Below are 23,016 nucleotides of genomic sequence, written 5' to 3'. Positions count from 1 at the left end.
GTGAGCAATTATTGTAGTTGTTTCCTCCACATCCACAACCATTTCCACCAAATCCATTGCCACATAATACAGCTAATATTATTATCCATATAATCATATTACAGCCATTTCCATTATTGCAGCAACAATCATTACTACGTCTCTTGCATCTACATGTGCATCTATCGCAGCAACAGCAGTTATTTGATCCACAGAATCCTCCGCCAAATCCTGAGCCATTACCACCCCATATAATCAATAAGAATAGTATCCATATAAAAGAGAATCCTCCACCAAAGCATCCTCCGCCAAAGCCTGAATTGCAATTGCCCATAGCTGAGCCAGAACCAAATCCACCACAAGATCCATATCCGCATCCACAATCATTAGTTCCACAACCTGGAATTCCACATCCAGGAACATCGTTTATATTCATTAAAGCTTCCTCCTTAATGTTTTTTCATCAGTTAACTGATATACTATATATTATTCTTCTGCTTAAGAATTGACACATTTTTAGTAATATTTTTCTATATTTATTAATATATTTATACTAATAACAAAAAAACATAGATTCACACTTGAATCTATGTTTTTATTCTTTATATTTCATTTAAATCTTCAAATAATATATCTACAAGTTCATCTCTACCTTTTTTATTTAATGATGAAAAATAATATAATGGTTCTTCTTTTTTTAATCCTAGAGTTTCTCGTATCAATTTTTTACTCTTTGCAAGTTCATTATTTGAAATTTTATCACTTTTAGTAGCTATAACAACAATATTATAACCATAGTGTTTTATCCAATTATACATTTGAACATCATCTGCTGTAGGCTTATGTCTACAATCCACTAAAAGCACTACTTTTTTCAAAGGTTCTCTATTTGTCAGATATCTTTCAATAAAAGTTCCCCAACTTTCCTTTTCTTTTTTAGATACCTTAGCATAACCATATCCAGGAAGATCAACTAGATAAAATTCACTATTTAATAAGAAAAAATTTATAAGCCTTGTTTTTCCCGGTGTCTGACTAACTTTAGCTAATTTATTTCTGTTAGTTAATGAATTTATTATAGATGACTTTCCAACATTAGATCTTCCTACAAAAGCTATTTCGGGGAATCCATCATTTGGATATTGTTCTCTTTTTACAGCAGATATTATAAATTCTGAAGTCTTTATTCTCATTTTTTATCCTCTCTAAACTAAAGCATTTTCTAGAACAGTATCTATTTTTTCTGCTAAAACTACCTTTAATTTATTATTTATTACTTTTTGTATCTTTTTTAAATCTTTTTCATTATCCTTAGGTATTATAACTGTATCTATACCTACTCTATACGCTGCTAAACATTTTTCTTTAAGCCCACCTATTGGTAAAACATTTCCTGTAAGAGTTATTTCTCCTGTCATTGCTACATTATGTCTAACTCTTTTCTCTGCAAGCGCTGAAACTAATGCAGTTATCATTGTAACACCAGCTGATGGACCATCCTTTGGCACAGCACCCTCTGGAACATGAATATGGATATCCTTATCTTTATAAAACTCTGTCTTAATTCCTAATTTTTCTCTATTAGCTCTTACATAAGAGTATGCTGCTTTTGCAGATTCTTGCATTACATCTCCAAGTTTCCCTGTAAGTTCTAACTTTCCTCGTCCTTCCATAACAACTACTTCAACTGGAAGTGTATCTCCGCCATAGGCTGTCCACGCCATTCCTGTCACAACACCTATTTTATCTTCCTTATCCACTGTTTCATAAGTAAATATCTTGCTTCCTAAATATTTAGTAAGAATTGTTGTTGTTATAGCTATCTTTTCTTTATCCTTTTCTATTAACTCTTTTATTCCTTTTCTTATAACAGAAGATATAACCCTTTCAAGTCCTCTAACTCCTGATTCCCTAGTATATCCTTCTATAATTTCTTTTAAAACACTATCTGAGATAGTTATTTTATTTTTCACATTATACTCATTTATTTTTTTAGGCACTAAATATTTTTTAGCTATATTTAATTTTTCTTCTGAGGTATATCCTGATACTTCTATTATTTCCATCCTATCTAAAAGCGGTCTTGGTATTGTATCTAAAGAATTAGCAGTAGTTATAAACATAACTTTAGATAAGTCTAAAGGCATTTCTAGGTAATGATCTCTAAAGTTTTTATTTTGCTCTGGATCTAAAACTTCTAAAAGAGCATCTGCAGGGCTACCTTTGATATCTGTTCCAAGCTTATCAATTTCATCTAATAAAAATACTGGATTTAATGATTTTGCTTGCTTTAAACCATTTGCTATTCTTCCTGGTATTGCTCCAACATAAGTTCTTCTATGTCCTCTTATATCTGCTTCATCTCTTATTCCACCTAAAGACATTCTAACAAAATTTCTATTTAAAGCCTCTGCTATACTTTTGCCTATAGACGTTTTTCCAACACCAGGAGGTCCAACTAAACATAAAATATCGCCTTTTAATGAATTATTCATTTTTTTAACTGCTAGATATTCTACAATTCTTTCCTTAACATCTTTCAATCCATAATGTTCTTTCTTTAAAAGAGCAGAAGCCTTTTTTATATCTATTTCATCCTTAGTATAAGCATTCCAAGGTATATCTAAAAGAGTATCTAAATAAGCTCTAATATATCCTCCTTCTTGAGAATATGATTGAGCATTTTTAAGCCTTGATACTTCATATAAAGCTTTTTCTTTAACATCCTTAGGAAACTTTATAGCAGCTATTTTTTTTTCGTATTCACGTACAGCTTTTTTATTTTCGTCATCTTCCCCTAGTTCTTCTTGAATTACTTTAATCTGCTCTCTTAGATAATAATCTTTTTGATTTTTATCCATCTTCTTTTTAACTTTACCACTTATTTTCTTTTCAATCTTTGCAATTTCACTTTCCTTTTTTATATAAAGTAAAAGTTTTTCAAGCTTTTCCTTGATATCTAATATTTCAAAAACTTTTTGCTTATCTGATTCCTTAGCTAATACATATGGTGTTATAATATCACAAACCTTAACAGCATCATCCATTTCATCTAAATTATAAAAAAGTTCCTCTCCATTATTAGATGTCATATCTAAAAATTCTAAAAATTCATCTTTTACCATCCTTAGAAGCGATTCAATCTCAATATCATCTTTATCATAATCTATATCTATTTTTTTAACTTCAACTTCTAAAAATTCTTCATTATCTAAAAAATTAATTATTTTAGCTCTATCCATACCTTCTATAAGAACTCTTACATTATCTTTAGGAAGTTTCAATATTTGTTTTACTTTACAAATTACTCCTATATCATTAACATCATTTTCTTTTGGTTCTTCAATTGCTGAATCTTTTTGAGTAGATAAAAAAATAATCTGATCATCTATCATAGCTTTTTCAAGAGCTTTTCTTGATTTTTCTCTACCTACATCAAAATATATTACCATATTAGGAAATATAGTCATACCCCTTAAAGGAATAAAAGGAAGTCTACCTTTATCTTCTTTCATAACTTTTCTCCCTCCAATCCATTATAAAAAGTTACAGTCTTAAACAAGTATACAACATAATATATGTTTTTTTCAACTACTCTTATAATTTAACTTGTTTTTAGAAATATTTTACATAAATTAAAACACAAAGACTATCCTAAAGATATTGAAATTTTAGGATAGTCTTCTTTATTGTTTAAGCAGTTTCTATACTAGATTTTTTAGTTTTAATCTTTTTATTAGCCTTTAAAACTGGTCTTGTTTCACCTTCCTCTAAAAGAACCATCTCTGGCTTTTCTTTTTTCTCTATAGTATCTTTAGTTATTATAACTTTAACTATATCTTCTCTTGAAGGTATTTCAAACATTATATCCATCATAGTTTCTTCTACTATGGCTCTTAATCCTCTAGCCCCAGTTTTTCTCTTTATAGCCTCATCAGCTATTGCTTTTAAAGCATCTTCTTTAAATTCTAGTTCAACATTATCTAACTCAAATAATCTTCTATATTGCTTAACAATAGCATTTTTAGGTTCTTTTAATATGCTAACTAAAGCATCAGTATCTAAAGATTCTAATGTAACTAAAACAGGAAGCCTTCCAACAAACTCTGGAATTAATCCAAATTTTAAAAGATCTCCTGGCATTATTTCTTTTAGAAGCTTACCTATATCTTTTTGTGTTTTTGATTCTATCTGAGCTCCAAATCCCATAGAGCTTTTACGTCCTCTTTGTTCTATTATTTTATCAATCCCATCAAATGCTCCACCACATATAAATAATATGTTAGATGTATTTAATTGAATGAATTCTTGATGTGGGTGTTTTCTTCCTCCTTGAGGAGGTACAGATGCTACTGTTCCTTCTAATATCTTTAAAAGAGCTTGTTGCACCCCTTCACCAGATACATCTCTTGTAATAGACGGATTTTCAGACTTTCTCGCTATCTTATCTATTTCATCTATATATATTATTCCTTTTTCTGCTCGTTCTACATCATAATCTGCATTTTGGATAAGTTTTAATAAGATATTTTCTACATCTTCCCCAACATATCCAGCTTCAGTTAAAGTTGTAGCATCAGCAATTGCAAATGGAACATTTAATTGCTTTGCAAGAGTTTGGGCAAGTAATGTCTTACCAGAACCAGTAGGCCCAAGCAATAATATATTACTCTTTTGAAGTTCAATATCTCCTTCTGACTTATTTGCATTTATTCTTTTATAATGATTATAAACAGCAACCGCTAAAGATCTTTTAGCCTTATCTTGACCTACAACATATTGATCTAAATATGCCTTTATCTCATCTGGTCTTGGAAGATTTAGAGATTCCATAGCAGTAGAGGTTTCTTCAAATTCATCTTCTATTATTTCAGAGCAAAGTTCTATACATTCATCACAAATATATACACCAGGACCTGCTATAAGTCTTTTTACTTGCTCTTGACTTTTGCCACAGAAGGAACATCTAAGTTGCTTTTTATCTTCATATTTTGCCATGCACTACACCTCTATTTCTATTTAATTTTTATTTATCTAGTTGATTTCTTTCTATAACCTTGTCAACTAAACCATATTCGCATGCTTCTTTAGCTTCCATAAAATTATCTCTCTCAACATCTTTCTTTATTTCATCTAAAGGCTTACCAGTATTTTTGCTCAATATTTTATTTAAATTTTCCTTTATTTTTAAGATTCTTCTAGCATGAATATCAAAATCAGTTGCTTGACCTTGGAATCCACCTAATGGTTGATGTATCATTATTTCTGCATTTGGAAGAGCATATCTTTTCCCCTTAGCTCCTGAAGATAACAAAAATGAACCCATAGAAGCTGCCATACCCATACATATTGTTGCTACGTCTGGTTTTATATAATTCATTGTATCATAAATTGCCATACCAGATGTTATTGATCCTCCTGGCGAATTTATGTAAAGATATATATCTTTATCTGGATCTTCACTTTCTAAAAATAATAATTGTGCTACAATTAAACTTGCACTAGCATCATTTACTTCTCCATTTAACATAATTATTCTATCTTTTAATAATCTTGAAAATATATCGTAACTTCTTTCGCCTCTGCTTGTTTGTTCAACGACCATTGGTACTAAATTACTCATTAAATTCCCTCCTAAAACTAAATTCTAATAATTATAATTTTGCCAAAATATTTAATTAATAGTACTGTTATATTTAATTATATATAATTTTTTTTGTTTTGTTAATAAAAATTTAAAACAATTGCCAGAAATAATTTCTGGCAACAATTTTTTAGCATATTAATTTTTAAATGTAATTTTAAGTATTAATATTATTTATTAACTTTAGCACTATCAACTAGCATGTTAACTATTTTTTCTCTAACTACATCAGCTTTTAAAGCTTCTGCTTGAGATTTTAATAATATATCAACCATTTGATCTACATCCTTAGATTGATACATTTTTACAACTTCTTCAGCCTTAGCTTTTAATTCTTCTTCAGTTGCTTCTAAATTTTCCTTGTCTGTTATAGCATTTAAAACTAAATCAGTTCTAACTTTTCTTTCAGCATTTTCTTTCATGTAATCTTTCATTTGCTCTTCTGAGCTTCCAGTGAATTGGAAATATTGATCAAGACTTAATCCTTGATATGATAATCTTTGTTCTAAATCTTTTATCATATTTTGAACTTCTCTATCTACCATAACTTGTGGAAGATCTATTGTTGCATTATCAACTACTTGACCTATAACTTTTTCTTGAAGTTCTCTTGTAGCTCTCTCTTCATTAGCTTTTTCAGCTTTTACTTTTAAATCTGCTTTATATTCTGCAATTGTATCAAATTCAGAAACTTCTTTAGCAAATTCATCATCTAATGCTGGTAATTCTTTAACCTTTATATCTTTAACTGTAACTTCAAATTTAGCTTCTTTTCCATTTAATTCTTCTCTTCCATAATTCTCAGGGAAAGTTACATTTACATCTTTGCTTTGACCTTTTTCTAATCCTATTAATTGTTGTTCAAAGTCTCCTATAAATGAACCAGATCCTATTTCAAGATCATAATCATGTCCTTCTCCCCCTTCAAATGGAGTTCCATCTATGAATCCTTTAAAATCTATAACAGCTATATTTTTATCTTCGACTTTACCTTCTGTTTTTGTTTCGATTCTAGCATTTTTAGCTTGAATATCTTTTAATTGGTTTTCTATTTGTTCATCTGTAACTTCAGGTTTTGTGTAGCTAACTTCTACTCCTTTATATTCCCCAAGTTTAACTTCTGGATAAGTTGTAACTTTAGCTTTGAATACTAAATCTTTTCCTTCTCCAACTTCAATTACGTCTATTTGTGGATAATCAACTGGTTTTACGTTATTTTCATTTAATGCAACTGGATAAGCTTCATCTATGCAGAAGTTTATTGCATCATCAAATAATACTTCAACTCCATAGAACTTTTTAACTATTGCCATTGGCACTTTACCTTTTCTAAATCCTTGTACATTAAACTTATTAACATTTTTCTTATAAGCCTTGTTTAAAGCTGCATCAAATTTTTTGCTTTCAACTTTAACTTCTAATTCTACAACATTATTTTCTATTTTGTTCATCTTAACTTCCATGTTATATATTCCTCCTAAAAAGTGTCTAAAACTATTATAACTTACTAAAACTATAAATTATAACTATATAACTATACTAACTAAGCTATTATACCACATGACATCTTTTTTTATCAAATATTTCTTGTAAATAATCATTAAATAAGAAATAAATATTTTATTTTTGCTTACATATTCTAATGAACATATACATAGCGTAAAGTTTGCTAATATATTAATACTATGTTATTATTACCTTTGTTATAAATACGAGATGTTTAAATTTATATAAAGAAAGAGGATAAAGAATGAACAATTTAAAATTTGAAAATTTAGCTTTAAAAGACACTGTTTTAAAAGCTATAAAGGATATGGGGTTTGAGGAACCTTCTCAAATTCAAGCAGAAAGCATTCCTACAGCCTTACAAGGCTTTGATATAATAGGGCAAGCGCAAACTGGTACTGGAAAAACTGCTGCCTTTGGTTGCTCACTTCTTAGTAGAATGCAAATTTCTGACAAAAAGAAATTACCTAAAGCTCTTGTTTTAGCACCTACTCGTGAACTTGCAATACAGGTTAATGATGAACTTGTAAGACTTGCAAAATATAACAATACAGTTTTACTACCTATCTACGGTGGGCAACCTATAGATAGACAAATGCATGCTTTAAAGCGCGGAGTTGATGTTGTAGTTGGTACTCCTGGAAGGATTTTAGACCTTATGAGAAGAGGCCACTTAAAATTAAATGATATAGAATTCTTAGTTTTAGATGAAGCTGATGAAATGCTTAATATGGGATTTATTGATGATTTAGAAGAAATAGTTAAATCTCTTAAGTCCGAAAGACAAACTCTTTTATTTTCTGCAACAATGCCTGATCAAATTAGACGTCTAGCTAAAAACTATATGAAACCTGATGTTAAACACATATCTATAAAGAAAAATTCTTTAACAGTTTCAAAAATAGAACAATATTATTTCGAAATAAAACATAAAGATAGATTTGAAACACTTTGTAGAGTTATAGATTTTGACAATCCAAATGCAGCTATAATTTTTTGTAAAACAAAAAAAGGTGTTGATGAAGTTGTAGAAGGTATGCAATCTAGGGGTTATATGGTAGAAGGTATGCACGGAGACATGAGCCAAAACTTTAGAATGCAAACTTTAAAAAAATTTAAAGAAGGAAATTTAGACTTTTTAGTAGCTACAGATGTTGCAGCTAGAGGGATAGATGTTGAAAGTGTAACTCATGTTATAAACTATGATCTTCCACAAGACAGCGAAAGCTATGTGCATAGAATAGGAAGAACTGGAAGAGCCAATAGAGAAGGTATTGCTTATTCTCTAGTTACTCCAAAAGAATACATGATGCTTAAACAAATACAAAGAAACACTAAAAGTACAATACACAAAAAATCTGTTCCAACTGCTGATGAAATACTTGAAACTAAATTTAATTCAATCGTTGAGGATGTAAAAAATACAGTTGAGGAAAATAATTTTTCTAAATTTTTACCACTTGCAACTCAACTTGATGAAAATTACAATCCAGTTGATGTAGCTGCTGCTCTAATGAAATTATTATTTGATAAGGAAGCTCCTTTTGATTATGAGAACAATGAAATAGAATCTCCTTCTATGGAAGAGACTAGAGTTTTTGCTTCTGTTGGTAGACGTGATGGAGTAACTCCTAAAACATTAGTTAATTTTATAAAAAATACAGCAAAAGTTAATCCAAAACAAATTGGAGATATTGATATAAAAGAAAACTTTTCATTTATAAATCTTGATTCTGAAATACTTAATGTTGTTATGAAAAGGTGCATTGGTCAAAGATTAAATAGAAGAAAAGTAAACATTGAAGTTGCAAATAAAAAGAAAAAAAGAAAAAGATAATATAAAAGAAATAGCAATTACTAACTAATTGCTATTTCTTTTTACAGCATGCACTATATTTTGAACAAGTGTCACATCTATTTCCCTTATCTTTATTTTTTGAACAACTTAAGCAAGAACCTTTAGTATTTCCACAACATCTCTTTTCTAAAATACCAAGTTCTTTTTTCTCGTCTTCACTTAAATATTCTAGTGGAAAAATATTTTTCCCAAAACTTTCATACTCTATATCTTTATTCATTTTAATCCCCTACATCATTAATTTTATTTCCAAGCTTTTATAACTGTATTATAAGATTCTTTACTCCATTCACTTTTTTTTAAATCTCCAAATATTTCAATATTAGAAAATCCAATATTCTTAAACATTTTTACAAGTTCATCTTTTAAAATAGGTAATAATTTTACACTCTTATTATAAGTTACACTATTTTCCCTATCTTTAATAATTAATTCTCGATTAAAATTTATATATTCAAAATTTTCTATGTATTCATAACTTCTCTTAAGCACTATTTTCCCATCTTCGCTTATTACTTCAGGAAATTCTTTTATATTTTTTTCAATAATTCTATCATAATTTATTATGCTTACTATAAAAACTCCACCATTTTGAAGTATTTTATAACTCTTTTTTATAACATCTTCAATTTCTGATTTAAAAGGTAAATGAACTAATGAATTTCCTATACAAAATATTTCTTTAAATCTCAAATCTTTAAATATTACATTAATATTCCTTATGTCTTCATTAAAAAGTTCCACATTATATTTTTTACTTTTTTGCTCTGCTTCTTCTATCATATGATTATTTAAATCTATTCCTAAAACTTCTATTCCTTTTTTAGTAAGTTCTAATCCATAAGAAAATGTACTACATGCCATATCTAAAACAACATCTTTTTCATTTAATTCTTCACTTAAAAAATGTACCGTCGCTTGCTGTAACTTAAACACTTCATCGTAATACTTACTAAGTATTTTGTAAAAACTCATATTTGTTCTCCTTAATATATTTAATTGTTACAATTTGTTTAAAGAAATTTCAAATATTTATATAAAGTTATTTAAAAATCTTTTATTTTATATATAATATAATTATACTATTTTATAGACATAATTCAAATTTGTTTTATTATGTTCTATTTGAAATTTAAGGAGGAATTACATGAGCGTGCATATAGAAGCTAAACAAGGACAAATAGCTGAAACCATTTTACTTCCTGGAGATCCTTTAAGAGCTAAATTTATAGCTGAAACATTTTTAGATGATGTAATTTGTTACAATAATATAAGAGGAATGCTTGGTTTTACAGGTACTTACAAAGGTAAAAGAATTTCTGTGCAAGGAACAGGAATGGGAATTCCATCTATATCAATATATGTAAATGAGCTTATAAATGAATATGGTGTTAAAAATCTTATAAGAGTTGGGACAGCAGGTGGTATCCAAGAAAATGTAAAAGTTAGAGATTTGGTTATAGCTATGAGCTGTCATACAGATTCATCTATAAATAAAATAAGATTTAATGGCAAAGATTTTGCTCCTACAGCATCATTTAACCTTTTAAAAACAGCTTATAATGTAGCATGTGAAAAAGGCTTTGAACCAAAAGTTGGAAGTGTGCTAACTTCTGATAGTTTTTATAATGATGACAAAGAGCACTGGAAATTATGGGCAAGCTTTGGTGCTTTAGCTATTGAAATGGAAACTGCAGCACTTTACACACTTGCTGCTAAGTATAAAGTTAATGCATTAACTTTATTAACTATTAGTGATCACTTAATTAGTGCTGAAGAAACAACTGCTCAAGAACGTCAAAATACATTTACTAAGATGATGGAAGTAGCTTTAGATACTGCTATACAACTTTAATTTATTAGGTATGTATATAAAAATATACATACCTAATTTTATAAGTTTTAATATATATTTATATTTTCAAATTTATTGAATATTATCCAATCCTTCTAACGAAAAATTATTTATATCACACACTATCCACTGATCATTTTCATATTTAATTTGTGTAAAGAAATTTTCTTTATATTCTTCACTTTTTATATTTATTCCAAATATTTGTTTTTTTATCTTATAACTGATTGTTACAACTATATTCCCTATATAATCATCCCCATTATAATCTATCTCACTATTTTTTATCTTAATATCTAAGTCGCTTACCTCATAACTATTTTTAAGCCAAAAATACCTTCTATTTAAAATAGCATATACATCATTTTTAACTTCATCCCTTGCATTTACTATATCGTCTTTATCTTCAGAATTTAATGCTTTAAACACGCTAAAATAAAATCTATTTATTGCATCATTGACTCCATCTAAAACCTTACTATCCTTTAAATCTATATTTAATTCTATTGTTGGATGTTCACCTATGGCACATTCGCTACTGCTTAAAATACCCCAAGGTGTTTGTGCTTTTATCATAAGAGTTGTTGTTTCATCTTTATTAAAAGGCCCAATGTTTATGAAATCTTCAACCTTTATATTGGAATTTTTTCCATTTATATAGACTAACCCATCTTGGAAATTACTATTTATAGTAATAAAATTAGCATCTAATGGTATATTTATATTGCTATTATCAACTAATACTACATTCACATTTTCTTTTACACTTCCATAATCAGATTTTTTTTCCACCTCTATATCATAGACACCTGGAACTAAATCTTTAACTTTAAGTTTTCCATCTTCATCTGTCTGCCCCTTATTTAAACCATTAATATATACACTACTTCCTTGAAAATTAGATATTATTTCTATATCATTTAACTCAAGATTCAAATAATAATTACTATTTTTATTATTTTTACATAAAGTCAAAGAATTCATCGTTCTCCCTTTTCTCAAAGATTCTATTAAAACTTTTATTCTTGATGTATCTTCCTTATAAAATTCAATTAATGGTTTTATATCATTTTTAGTTAATTGAATATCCTTCTCCACTTTTATAAGGTTTAACATAGATGTAGTGCTTCCCTTTTCTAATGCCCTTTCTACTTTTTTTATAAAAACATCCTCTTTATGAGTTACATCTGCAACAATACTTCCTAAAAAAAATACAAACATCATAATTACAGGAACAATAATTACTTTTTTATTCAAAAACTTTATATATTTATTATTTTTAATACTTATTATGAAACTTTTAAACTTTTCTATAATATTTTTTATCTTTTGATTATTATTTATATAGCTTAAACATTTTTCTTTTTCTTTTGAAATACTTTCAAAAAGATTTTTAAAAGAATTCAACATTTTACCCCCTAGTTGTTTATTCTAATATATTAATAATCCATTTATTACATTTAGTACATTTATATATTTGTATACCAAATGGGTCTAATCTTTGATTCTCAAATTCTTTTTGCCTACTTCTTACCTCATTTAAAGCATAAAATTCATCCTCTTCTGTTAATACTCCTATAAGTTCTGATATATAATTTTCAGTTGTTTGGTTACAACAATCATTAATTTCTACGCAATTAATTTTTTCTATTTTTAAACTTTCTTGAAAATCTTGTATTATATCTATTATATCTTCAAATTCATTTATATCGTCTAAAAACTCTTCTCTATAAAAATCAATTTTATTTATTGTAAATAATTTTTCCATTAAAACATTTCTCCTTAGGTTAATTTTTAATAATATTTTACCTATTTTCTCACTTAAAGTAAAACATTTTATATTATTTATAAAATAAAGCTAAAAAGGATTATATCAATATATTGATATAATCCTTTTTGTTTGTTTTGTATAATAGTTTTTTTGCTATAAATATCATTTATTATATTTTAAAAAATTTAAATTTATATTAAGGTACCATATTTAAATCTTAAAAAATAAATTTTAAATTTAGCATCTTAACAATTAGGTTAATAGTATTTTGTAACTATCCTTTTTATAGGTGTATGATATTTTGTAATCATCCTTAAAATGCTTTAGTGTTGTCACGCACAAATATTTAAATAGCAAACTTAAGTTAACTTATATTATTATACTTGAATGAAACTTTTATAATCTTATAAATTCTTGGGTAATATTTTACTGACTTAAAATAAATTTACCAAGCTATCCCCGCAGTTTCTACGGTTTTAGTTAAGAAATAATATATATCTCTTAACTACATTATTATATTTACCACATTATTATGTTTTTATTCACATTACTTAGATATTTTTATTAATTTATTAAATATACATTTTTGTTCCTTTATTTTATTTTCATTCCCTAAAACACAAACACAATCTTGTTTTAAAACATCAGAAATCATATTTGCAAAGGAGCGTATAGTATACTTATCTGAATTTAAAATATCTTCTCTTTCTTGTTGTAATTTATCATAAGTCAATCCTGATAAATAATAAGATGTTGCAATATACCCTTTTGTACTATTTGTTAAAGGCTGATCTTGATTTCTTATTGTTCCTATTATATATTTAGTCATTTCCTTATCATCAGCTTCAAAATTTGCTAAATAATTTGGAATATTATCATAAACATTAATGGTATCCTTTATGTTAGGATCTCTATAAGATACTATATAAGTTCCACCATCTCTTCTAAAACTTGAAAATACACCATAAGCTCCACCTTTTACTCTTACATTATTCCACAAATAATCAAATCCTAAAATAGTTTCTAAAAGAGACATGCTTCCCCTATGCTCATATCCATTTAATTTATAATTTCCTCCCTTTGCAACATATTGAACGTCACTTTGAGTTAATATTCCCTCATTTTTTTGACACATATCAAAACAATATTGATTTAATTTAATATTATTTGAAGGTAAATAATCTACTAACTCATTTATATTATTTTCAAATATTTTATAATCTTCTAGTGTACCTGAATAACTTATTATCATATTATTCTTATTAAAAATTAAATCTCTAACTTTTTTAAGATTTTCTCTCACTTCATCTATATCGTAATTATTTTCTAAATTCGAAATAAATTCATAATAACTTAAACCTGAAATTAACTCATCATAGACTCCTCTACTATAAGAATAAGATAAAATTTTCTTTATAGCTATTCTATGCCCATTTTGTATTATTGCATTTTCTAGTCGAGCTTTCTTCTCTGATATTATTTGTTTTATTCTATTTTCATTATTAAAGTCAGTATTTAAAATCATTTCTTTTATTAAGAGTAATGCTTCCTTACTCTTACTTACTAGAGCTTTAAAACCAACTTCCATAAAGCAACTATAATTATTTATATCCTCTACATTTGATACTGTTAAAGGAGTAAAACTTATTCCCCCAGTATTTATATTTATTTTATTTGAAAGTTTACCATAATCATAGTTTTTTGTATTACACTTACCTATTATATCAGCTAAAAGTGCAATATATGGAATAAGTTCCTTATCTACACCCTTTGTATTAAATAAAATACTAACGTAAGCTATTTTATTTGTGTGAAATTCATGATGAAGAGTTTTTATCCCTTGAATTTCTTTTTCTTCTAGAGGTAGTTTTTCAACATTTTTATTTATATCACTCAATGATAAACTTGGTATACATTTTAAAGACTCTTTAGTATCTGGTGTATTTTGTCTTTCCTTTAATCTTTTACTTGCATCTGCTATATTTTCAAGCTCTTTATCACTAAGATTGTTTCTTAAATCATTTAATTTGTTTAAATTCTCCTCTTCTCTCTTTTCGTTTAATCCTTTAACTGGATTTAATGAAACTAAAGCTTTATGACTATTATCTAAAAGATATTTTTGTATTATTTTTTCAAAATAATCTGTGGTTAATGCAGTCTTTATTTTTTCTAGTATGCCTTCATATTCTAAATATAATAAAGGGTCACCATCATAAAGCCAACTATCCATTATTTTTAAATAATGGATAAGCCCTTCTGGATATGAACCATAGTCACCTTCCCTAAGCTCAAATTCTACTCTATTTATTGCAGCCTCTATAAGTTCTTTGTCTATTTTATTTTCAACTAAAGATTTTAAAGTATTAAATACTATTTCTTTAAATTTTTCTTCTAAACCTTCCTTAGCATTTTTAACCAATATAGTAAAAATAGGTTGCTTCATACTTGATGAAAAATCTCCTGATACTGCCTTTCCTATGTTATTTTCTATTAATGCTTTTTTTATAGGGGCTGCTGTACTTCCTACTAGAAGATATGATAAAACTTCAAAAACAAAATAATTTTCTAAGTTTGGTTCACTTCCTATCGCAAAATTTAAACTATAATATGTTTTATTATCTAATGACTCATTATTTGCTATACCATAACTTATTTTTTCTTCCTTCATAGCATTAAAAGGCTTTTGTACATTTATAGATGAATTTATATCCTTTTTATCGAAATTTTTTAAATAGTTATTTATAAATTCTAATTCTTTTTTAGTGTCTCCATTTCCATACAAAAAGATATATGAATTTGAAGGATGATAATATGTTTTATGAAAATCTAAAAACTCTTCATATGTTAAATTTGGAATTTCATTAGGATCTCCTCCTGATGACAAACTATAACAAGTATCTGGATATAATACATTTGGAATCTTTCTAAAAAGAACAGAATCTGGTGAAGAATACGCGCCCTTCATTTCATTATAAACAACACCATTTATTTTTAGCTTTTTATCCTCTTCATCAATTTCATAGTGCCATCCTTCTTGCATAAAAATTTCTTTATATTTATATATATTAGGATATAAAACAGCATCTAAATAAACATCCATTAAATTAAAAAAATCTTTTTCGTTTCTTGAAGCTACTGGATATACTGTTTTATCTGGATATGTCATAGCATTTAAAAATGTATTTAATGAACCTTTTAAAAGTTCTACAAATGGCTCTTTTGTATCAAATTTTCTTGATCCACAAAGCACTGAATGCTCTAAAATATGAGGAACACCTGTGCTATTTTTAGGAGGAGTCCTAAATCCTATTGAAAACACCTTATTATCGTCATCATTAACTAACTTTATAAGTTTTGCACAAGTTTTTTCATGTTCAAATATCAAAGCTACTGCATTTATATCTTTTATATTTTTTATTGTTAAAAGCTTAAACCCATTATATTTATTATTTTCTTTAAACTCCATATTTCACACTCCCTAAAATCAATTTTATCAATATACTTTAAATTATTCTCATTTTTAAATAAATTAATTATTTCTATTTATTACTACAATAAATTTTATCATAATTAATTCTTTTCTTAAATGAAAATATGTTTTCATATTATAATTATTATTATAGGTTATTTATATCTATTACTTTTTATGCTATACTTTAAACTTATAATATATTATTGAAAGGAAAGTTATTTATGAGTAAAACTACATTTAAAGGAAGTGCTATGTTAAACCCAGTTCCTGTTGTATTAATAGCTTCTAAAAATGCTCGTGGTTTATGTAATGTCTTTACCGTTGCATGGACCGGAACCATTTGCACAAATCCACCTATGATATCTATATCTATTAGAAAAAATCGCCTATCTTATGAATATATAAATGAAACTAAAGAATTTACTTTAAACATTCCTAGCTATTCTCTAGTAAAAGAAACAGACTTTTGCGGAGTCAAATCAGGAAGAGATGTAGACAAAATAAAAGAAATGAATTTTACTATGAAAAATAGTTCCAATATAAATGTACCTTACATAAACGAATGTTTAATATCTCTTGAATGCAAGGTTAAACAAATAATAGAACTTGGTACCCATGACCTTTTTATATCTGAAGTTCTATCTTCACATATAGACGATTCAATTATTGATAAATCTGGAAAAATCCATTTTGATAAAGCTAACCTTATGTGTTATTGCCATGGAGAATACTTTCCTATGTCCCAAAATGCTATTGGAAAATTTGGTTTTTCAGTTGTGAAAAATAAAGTTCTAAAGAACAAATATAAAATTTACACCAATAATTTTAATAAGCTAACTACAAATACAAAAAAATCATCTAAGAAATAATACACCTTAATTTAAATAATCAAAAATACAACTGTATAGAAAAAAATAAAGATACCTAAAAATAAGGTATCTTTATTTTTAATTTCTAAGCTCATATATATCCGAAAATTCAATATTTATTTTTTCAATTATTTTTTTATCATCAACATCTATATCATTATTTATTTTTAAATCTTTTTCTTCAATTTTAATATTAGGTAATTTTAATATAAATTCTGTTCCATCCTTGTATTCTTTATTTATTTCTATACTCCCACTATGGAATTCTATTAATGATTTAACAAGAGCAAGACCTATCCCACTACCTTCTTTTTTTCTATTTAATGATTTATCCCCTTGTACAAATCTATCAAAAACTAAATCTTTAAATTTATCTGGTATTCCAATACCATTATCTCTAACCTTTATAGTTACCCATTTATCATCGCTATCCATTTCAACTAATATATTACCATTATTTTCTGTAAATTTTATAGCATTTGATAAAAGATTTAGAATTATTCTTTCTATACTATCAGCATCACATTTTATCTCAAGTTCTTCTATATATGTGTCAAATATTATATTTATATTATTATTATCCACGCATGGAACAACAGATAATACTATATTTTCAACTAATTCTACTATATTGTAATTAGAAAATTCTAAATTCATATATCCTGAATCTATCTTGGTAATATCTACTAAATTATTGATTAATCTTAACATCCTATGACAATTTTGTTTTATATTTTTTCTATATTTTCCATAAGACTCTAATAAAGCTGATGCACCTTCCCCTCTCTTTATATCTAGTAATTGAACACAAGAATACACTATGTTTATAGGTGTTTTAAATTCATGAGATATATTAGCAAAAAATTGATTTCGTAAATTTTCAGTTTCTATTATTGCATTGTATTTCCTATTAATTTTATCTATTTTTTTCATAAGATTATCATCTCTAGCCACTATAACTTTTCCTAAAATGTTGTTACTTTCATCTAATATACTTGTCATTATAGCCTCTGTTTTTAATACTTGTCCACTCTTGCATTTCCATTGATAATTACTAAATTCAATATTTTCTCCACTACTTTTATCTATAATTTCTTTAACCTCTATAAATTCATCTTTTATTATAGTTTTGTAATTTATTCCTATTATCTCTTCTTTCCTAAATCCTAATTTCTCTATAACTGATCTACTTACATAAATTATTTTCCCCTTAGAATCAGTTACAAAAATAAGATCTTCTATATTTTCAGTAATACTTTCTATCATTCTTTTATTCTTTTTAACTTCCGTATCTAATTTCTCTGTTATTTCAATTCTCCTTAATACTTCCACATAAAGCCCAACTAATAAAACCAAAAAACCTAAAAAAGATAAAATTTTATTATAATACATACTTTTTATAAATAAAATACTGTAATTATATTGAAAAAACAATCTTCTTAATGTAAAAATACTTATACTTATTATAAATACCATATAGATAAATTCATTTTTAGCCATACATCTTCTAAATAAAAGCGTAAGTAAAACAAAATAAAATATTATTATTATAGCATTAAACATCGGAAAGTATTTGCTAATAAAAGAAATACCTAACATACTTCTTAAGCAAAATTCACAATAAAGACCTATTACATTAACTAATAAAGCTACAATTATTGATATATACCTTCCTTTTACTATGATTTTGCTTAATTTACTCTTGTTTTTCATAGCTAAAAATAAACATAGACACCTAAATAGAAAAGGTGCTGCCATACTATAAAACAAAAAATTATCTGCTTTAAAATATAAATTAATAAATATATATTCTATAAATATACTAACATAACTTAAAATTAATATAAAAAATTCTTCATTTTTATATATTCTATAATATAAAAAACAACAAGGAACGGATATTAAAGCTAATATGCAATTAGCCCCGTCTATATACCTAGAAAACTTAAACTCCTGTATTCCATTTAAAACTACTATATATTTTCCGCAAATATATAAGGTTACTAAAATTATAATTGTAAATACAAACATGTACTTAATTAGATTTTTAGTTTTCTCGTCATACGTTTTTTTATTTTTCTCTAAGTTCATAATTAATAGCATTTCTCCTATATTTTGTTATTATTTATTATAATAACATATTTTATCATTTTTTTATTTATTTTTAAATATTTATATTATTTTTTTATATGAACATTTTTATTATTTAAAAATACTATATAATATATAATATTTTTAATTCTAATAGAATCTAAGTTAATACTCCCCCGTTACTTAGATTCTTTTTTTATTGAAACAAAAAAAGAATTATACTATTATAGTAATATAATTTATTTTTTCTTTATTTTGTAATGGAGGTAATATGATTAAACTTTTCTGCACATTTTTTAAAATAGGAATATGCACCTTTGGTGGAGGGTATGCTATGCTTCCTATGCTAGAGAGGGAAATTGTTGAAAAAAATAACTGGGCGACTAATGATGAGATTTTAGATTATTATGCCATAGGGCAATGTACCCCTGGAATTATTGCTGTAAATGTCTCTACATTCATAGGATATAAACTTTATGGTGTTTTAGGTGCTATCTTTTCTACTCTAGGTCTCATTACTCCATCTCTTGTTATAATTACCATTATAGCTTCAATTTTGGACAATATAACTGAAAATCCTGCAATTATTCATATATTTAACGGTATTCAATTAGTTGTACTTGCACTCGTTTTAAATGCAATTATAAACATATGGAAAAGCAGTATAAAGGACATAATATCTTTTTGTATATTTTTGGTTATTATTATTTTATCATTGCTATTTAATTTATCTCCAACAATTGGAGTTATAATAGCTGCATTATTAGGATTAGTAATTAAGCTTATAGGAGAAAAAAAATGATACTTTTTTTATTGTTTATAGAATTTTTTAAAATAGGTCTCTTTTCAATCGGAGGTGGACTAGCTACTCTACCTTTTTTATATTCACTTGCAGATAAATACCATTGGATTGATTCAACAACAATTTCAAATATGATAGCTGTATCTGAATCAACTCCAGGTCCTATTGGAATAAATATGGCAACCTATTGTGGTTTTAAAGTATATGGAATTTTAGGAGCAATAATTGCCTCTCTCTCTCTTGTACTTCCTGCTTTTATTATAATTATCTTAATCTCTAAGTTTTTAAAAAAATTCAATGAAAATTTTTATATAAAATCAATATTTTATGGAATTAAACCTGCGGTAATATCTCTAATTTTAATTCCTTGTATAGCTTTAATGAAGGATTCATTTCTTTCTGATGGATATTTAAAAATAAAATCTTTGATAGTTTTTTTTATACTATTTATTCTTATTAAAAAATATAAAAAACATCCAATTATATATATTTTTTTAGGTGCAATTATTGGTTTTATTTTAAAAATATAGTTAATTGTAAAACTAATACTATACTTATAAAGTAATTCAGTATAAAATTAATTTGTAAGTATAGTTTTATTTGCATAATTTATAACTTTATAGTAAAAGGAGTTAAAACTTTGAAAGAAAATCCTAAAATTAAACATTATTTTTTATTAGCAACCTATGTTGTTGTTTTAGCTTATATATTGCTAAATATTTCAAATATATATACTGTCTTTACTTACATATTTTCTATACTAAGTCCGATATTGATAGGTATAGCACTAGCATTTATTCTCAATATTCCTATGAGCTTTTTTGAAAAGAAAGTATTAAAATCTTTGGATAATAACAAAAGAATATTCATCAGAAATTTAAAAAGACCACTTGCTATATTAATTACATTGGTTATGGTATTTGGAATAATATTAACCTTGTTTTTTTTCGTTGTACCACAACTATCTCATAGTATATCAACACTTATAAATATTCTTCCATCTTCCATAACATCTATTGAAAAATCATTATCTGGTTCATTGCATTCAACTGATTTATTTAATAAAATATGGCCATCTTTTGCAAATATTTGGAATGAAACTTTAACTGCCATAACTAGTATAACAGGTAGTGCAATTACTAATATCGTTAATTTAACAATAGGCATAACCACAACAATAATTAATTTTTTCATGGCGTTTATTTTATCAATTTATATGCTAGCCAGTAAAGAAAAGCTTCTTCATCAATGCAAAAAATTAATTTATGCTTTTATACCATTAAAATATGCTAATAAAATATTACAAGTTATTCATATCTCTGATAAAATGTTTTCAGCTTTTATAACAGGTCAATTTATAGAAGCTATTATAATTGGAGTTATGTGTTTTGTAGGCATGACTGTTTTTTCTATGCCTTACGCAATACTTATAAGTATTATAATAAGCGTAACAGCACTTATACCTATTTTTGGAGCATTTATCGGCATAGTTCCTGCAATATTTATTTTACTTACTGTAAGTCCAGCTACAGCATTTTATTTTATAATTCTTATAATAGTAATACAACAAATAGAAGGAAATGTTATTTATCCTAAAGTTGTAGGCGGTTCTTTAGGAATTAGTGGAATTTGGATAATAATTTCCATGTTAATCGGTGCTGACCTTTTTGGAATTTTAGGAATGATTATTGGAATACCTTTGTTTGGAATATTTTACACAATACTCTCTAAAATAGTTAATTCTAGATTGAAAGATAAAAATTTAATGTAATAAAACAAATACACCTTATATATTTTAAGGTGTATTTTTTAGTATCTTTTATTAAACAAATTATCTCAAATATTTATATTTTGATTTGATAATATTTTAATTTTTGATATAATATTAATTATTATTAATTACATTATTTTCTAAATTATATATTTTTAGGAGGATTTATGTTATCTTATAAATTTTTATTCGATATTGCAGTTATTTTGCTTAGTACTAAAGCATTAGGACTTGTTACTAAGCGATTTAAACTCCCTCAAGTAGTTGGTGCTCTTTTAGCTGGTCTTGTTCTTGGCCCAGCAGTTTTAAATATATTGCATGAAACTGATTTTATACAACAACTTGCAGAACTTGGAGTTATAGTTTTAATGTTTACTGCTGGATTAGAAACCGATATTAAAGAATTAAAAAAAAGTGGCGTAGCTTCAGTTGTAATTGCTATTTTAGGAATGATAGTTCCTCTCATTTTAGGATTTATCCTTGCTAATTTTTTTAACACTAATAATTCTTTAGATTCCAGTTTATTCTTACAACATATGTTTATAGGGGTAATATTAACTGCAACCTCTGTTAGTATCACAGTTGAAACTTTAAGAGAACTTGGCAAATTAAATTCAAATGCCGGTAATGCAATTTTAGGAGCAGCAATAATAGATGATATTTTAGGTATCATAGCCCTAACCATTATTTCAAGCTGTGCTTCTTCCGATACATCAACAAATATTTGGATTGTTATAGGCAAAATATTATTATTCTTTATATTAGCTATTATGGTTGGAATTGTTGTCTTTAGGCTTATGAATAAAGAAATGAAAACTCATAATACTGACTTAAGACGCTTTGTTATATTTTCCTTTGTCTTTTGCCTGTTATTATCATATGCAGCTGAAGAATTTTTTGGAGTAGCAGACATTACAGGAGCTTTCATAGCTGGTCTTATATTATCTGGAACTGAACGCAAACACTATATTTTATCTAGATTTGAAACCAGTTCATACATGCTTTTATCTCCTATCTTTTTCGCAAGTATAGGAATCAAAGTGGAAATTCCTAAAATGTCTAAAGAAATAATTATTTTTTCAATATTACTTATAATAATTGCAGTAATTTCTAAAATAATAGGTTGTGGACTTGGTGCTAAACTTTGCAAATATACAAATTCAGAAGCTTTACAAATAGGAACTGGTATGGTTTCTAGAGGAGAGGTTGCTTTAATCATGGCTAATAAAGGCAATGCTCTTGGACTTATGAGTTCTATATTTTTTGGTCCTGTAGTAATTATGGTTGTTATAACAACGATAATCTCCCCTATTCTTTTAAAATTAGTATTTCATAAAGAAAATATAAAAATTGCATAAAAATAGCTATAGAAAAATTTAAAATAAATTTTTCTATAGC

At 26.4% G+C, this 23,016-nt stretch carries 19 protein-coding genes; 7 read left to right on the top strand and 12 right to left on the bottom strand.

What is annotated here, in order from left to right:
- The 6 genes from DR020_RS08210 to tig form a co-directional block, all read right to left on the bottom strand.
- Positions 1-415: hypothetical protein (locus DR020_RS08210; RefSeq protein ID WP_112365690.1), on the bottom strand; the 415-nt coding region annotated here is incomplete at its 3' end.
- Between the two features lie 166 nt (positions 416-581).
- The gene (yihA, locus tag DR020_RS08205; protein ID WP_055257088.1) at positions 582-1,172 is read right to left on the bottom strand and encodes a ribosome biogenesis GTP-binding protein YihA/YsxC; all 591 of its coding nucleotides are present in this window, start codon (positions 1,170-1,172) and stop codon (positions 582-584) included.
- Positions 1,173-1,184: 12 nt separating this feature from the next.
- Entirely contained in the window at positions 1,185-3,494 is a 2,310-nt protein-coding gene (lon, locus tag DR020_RS08200; RefSeq protein ID WP_112365689.1) for an endopeptidase La, read from the bottom strand.
- A 178-nt stretch (positions 3,495-3,672) separates the two neighbouring features.
- Entirely contained in the window at positions 3,673-4,977 is a 1,305-nt protein-coding gene (gene clpX, locus DR020_RS08195) for an ATP-dependent Clp protease ATP-binding subunit ClpX (protein WP_055257090.1), read from the bottom strand.
- A 28-nt stretch (positions 4,978-5,005) separates the two neighbouring features.
- Positions 5,006-5,602: an ATP-dependent Clp endopeptidase proteolytic subunit ClpP gene (gene clpP, locus DR020_RS08190; protein WP_055257091.1), complete on the bottom strand. Its 597-nt coding sequence runs from the start codon at positions 5,600-5,602 to the stop codon at positions 5,006-5,008.
- Positions 5,603-5,793: 191 nt separating this feature from the next.
- On the bottom strand, positions 5,794-7,086 hold the full coding sequence (tig, locus tag DR020_RS08185; protein WP_055257092.1) for a trigger factor: 1,293 nt from the start codon (positions 7,084-7,086) through the stop codon (positions 5,794-5,796).
- A gap of 287 nt (positions 7,087-7,373) precedes the next feature.
- On the opposite strand from tig, the gene DR020_RS08180 reads away from it, so the two are divergent.
- Entirely contained in the window at positions 7,374-8,966 is a 1,593-nt protein-coding gene (locus DR020_RS08180; RefSeq protein WP_112365688.1) for a DEAD/DEAH box helicase, read from the top strand.
- A gap of 31 nt (positions 8,967-8,997) precedes the next feature.
- Here DR020_RS08180 and DR020_RS08175 read toward each other — a convergent pair whose 3' ends face one another.
- Positions 8,998-9,207, bottom strand: coding sequence for a hypothetical protein (locus DR020_RS08175; protein ID WP_055257094.1), 210 nt, complete (start codon positions 9,205-9,207; stop codon positions 8,998-9,000).
- Between the two features lie 23 nt (positions 9,208-9,230).
- Positions 9,231-9,962, bottom strand: a complete 732-nt coding sequence (locus DR020_RS08170) for a class I SAM-dependent methyltransferase (protein ID WP_112365687.1) — start codon at positions 9,960-9,962, stop codon at positions 9,231-9,233.
- 172 nt (positions 9,963-10,134) lie between these two features.
- Between DR020_RS08170 and deoD the strand changes: the two genes are divergently transcribed.
- The gene (deoD, locus tag DR020_RS08165) at positions 10,135-10,842 is read left to right on the top strand and encodes a purine-nucleoside phosphorylase (protein WP_112365686.1); all 708 of its coding nucleotides are present in this window, start codon (positions 10,135-10,137) and stop codon (positions 10,840-10,842) included.
- A gap of 72 nt (positions 10,843-10,914) precedes the next feature.
- On the opposite strand, the gene DR020_RS08160 is transcribed toward deoD, so the two are convergent.
- From DR020_RS08160 to DR020_RS08150, 3 genes are all read right to left on the bottom strand, one after another.
- Positions 10,915-12,252, bottom strand: a complete 1,338-nt coding sequence (locus DR020_RS08160; RefSeq protein WP_146739590.1) for a TcaA 3rd/4th domain-containing protein — start codon at positions 12,250-12,252, stop codon at positions 10,915-10,917.
- A 16-nt stretch (positions 12,253-12,268) separates the two neighbouring features.
- On the bottom strand, positions 12,269-12,610 hold the full coding sequence (locus tag DR020_RS08155; RefSeq protein ID WP_055257098.1) for a hypothetical protein: 342 nt from the start codon (positions 12,608-12,610) through the stop codon (positions 12,269-12,271).
- A gap of 550 nt (positions 12,611-13,160) precedes the next feature.
- Positions 13,161-16,079 carry an insulinase family protein gene (locus DR020_RS08150; RefSeq protein ID WP_112365684.1) on the bottom strand — a complete coding sequence of 973 codons (2,919 nt, stop codon included), beginning with the start codon at positions 16,077-16,079 and terminating at the stop codon, positions 13,161-13,163.
- 227 nt (positions 16,080-16,306) lie between these two features.
- On the opposite strand from DR020_RS08150, the gene DR020_RS08145 reads away from it, so the two are divergent.
- Entirely contained in the window at positions 16,307-16,954 is a 648-nt protein-coding gene (locus tag DR020_RS08145) for a flavin reductase family protein (RefSeq protein ID WP_055257100.1), read from the top strand.
- Between the two features lie 78 nt (positions 16,955-17,032).
- Here the strand turns inward: DR020_RS08145 and DR020_RS08140 are convergent, their stop codons facing one another.
- Positions 17,033-19,045 carry a PAS domain-containing sensor histidine kinase gene (locus DR020_RS08140; RefSeq protein WP_160110458.1) on the bottom strand — a complete coding sequence of 671 codons (2,013 nt, stop codon included), beginning with the start codon at positions 19,043-19,045 and terminating at the stop codon, positions 17,033-17,035.
- Between the two features lie 271 nt (positions 19,046-19,316).
- Between DR020_RS08140 and DR020_RS08135 the strand changes: the two genes are divergently transcribed.
- From DR020_RS08135 to DR020_RS08120, 4 genes are all read left to right on the top strand, one after another.
- A complete protein-coding gene (locus DR020_RS08135) occupies positions 19,317-19,847 on the top strand; it encodes a chromate transporter (RefSeq protein WP_055257102.1) in 531 nt (176 codons plus the stop codon).
- A complete protein-coding gene (locus tag DR020_RS08130; protein ID WP_058991894.1) occupies positions 19,844-20,377 on the top strand; it encodes a chromate transporter in 534 nt (177 codons plus the stop codon). Before DR020_RS08135 ends, DR020_RS08130 begins: the two co-directional genes overlap by 4 nt.
- A 110-nt stretch (positions 20,378-20,487) precedes the next feature.
- Positions 20,488-21,618 (top strand): AI-2E family transporter, encoded by a 1,131-nt coding sequence (locus tag DR020_RS08125; RefSeq protein WP_055257104.1) that lies wholly within the window; start codon positions 20,488-20,490, stop codon positions 21,616-21,618.
- Positions 21,619-21,785: 167 nt separating this feature from the next.
- Positions 21,786-22,976 (top strand): cation:proton antiporter, encoded by a 1,191-nt coding sequence (locus tag DR020_RS08120; RefSeq protein WP_112365681.1) that lies wholly within the window; start codon positions 21,786-21,788, stop codon positions 22,974-22,976.
- The last annotated feature ends 40 nt before the right edge of the window (positions 22,977-23,016 follow it).

The sequence above is a fragment of the Sarcina ventriculi genome (assembly GCF_900456775.1).
Taxonomy (GTDB): Bacteria; Bacillota; Clostridia; order Clostridiales; family Clostridiaceae; genus Sarcina; species Sarcina ventriculi.
This window is presented reverse-complemented; position numbering and strand designations above follow the sequence as displayed.

Coding starts and splice junctions, on each gene's coding strand:
- DR020_RS08170 (WP_112365687.1), bottom strand. CDS start 9,962: ATGAGTTTTTACAAAATACTTAGTAAGTATTACGATGAAGTGTTTAAG.
- deoD (WP_112365686.1), top strand. CDS start 10,135: ATGAGCGTGCATATAGAAGCTAAACAAGGACAAATAGCTGAAACCATT.
- clpP (WP_055257091.1), bottom strand. CDS start 5,602: ATGAGTAATTTAGTACCAATGGTCGTTGAACAAACAAGCAGAGGCGAA.
- DR020_RS08145 (WP_055257100.1), top strand. CDS start 16,307: ATGAGTAAAACTACATTTAAAGGAAGTGCTATGTTAAACCCAGTTCCT.
- yihA (WP_055257088.1), bottom strand. CDS start 1,172: ATGAGAATAAAGACTTCAGAATTTATAATATCTGCTGTAAAAAGAGAA.
- DR020_RS08175 (WP_055257094.1), bottom strand. CDS start 9,207: ATGAATAAAGATATAGAGTATGAAAGTTTTGGGAAAAATATTTTTCCA.
- DR020_RS08140 (WP_160110458.1), bottom strand. CDS start 19,045: ATGAACTTAGAGAAAAATAAAAAAACGTATGACGAGAAAACTAAAAAT.
- DR020_RS08120 (WP_112365681.1), top strand. CDS start 21,786: ATGTTATCTTATAAATTTTTATTCGATATTGCAGTTATTTTGCTTAGT.
- DR020_RS08160 (WP_146739590.1), bottom strand. CDS start 12,252: ATGTTGAATTCTTTTAAAAATCTTTTTGAAAGTATTTCAAAAGAAAAA.
- lon (WP_112365689.1), bottom strand. CDS start 3,494: ATGAAAGAAGATAAAGGTAGACTTCCTTTTATTCCTTTAAGGGGTATG.
- DR020_RS08155 (WP_055257098.1), bottom strand. CDS start 12,610: ATGGAAAAATTATTTACAATAAATAAAATTGATTTTTATAGAGAAGAG.
- DR020_RS08180 (WP_112365688.1), top strand. CDS start 7,374: ATGAACAATTTAAAATTTGAAAATTTAGCTTTAAAAGACACTGTTTTA.
- DR020_RS08130 (WP_058991894.1), top strand. CDS start 19,844: ATGATACTTTTTTTATTGTTTATAGAATTTTTTAAAATAGGTCTCTTT.
- DR020_RS08150 (WP_112365684.1), bottom strand. CDS start 16,079: ATGGAGTTTAAAGAAAATAATAAATATAATGGGTTTAAGCTTTTAACA.
- clpX (WP_055257090.1), bottom strand. CDS start 4,977: ATGGCAAAATATGAAGATAAAAAGCAACTTAGATGTTCCTTCTGTGGC.
- DR020_RS08135 (WP_055257102.1), top strand. CDS start 19,317: ATGATTAAACTTTTCTGCACATTTTTTAAAATAGGAATATGCACCTTT.
- tig (WP_055257092.1), bottom strand. CDS start 7,086: ATGGAAGTTAAGATGAACAAAATAGAAAATAATGTTGTAGAATTAGAA.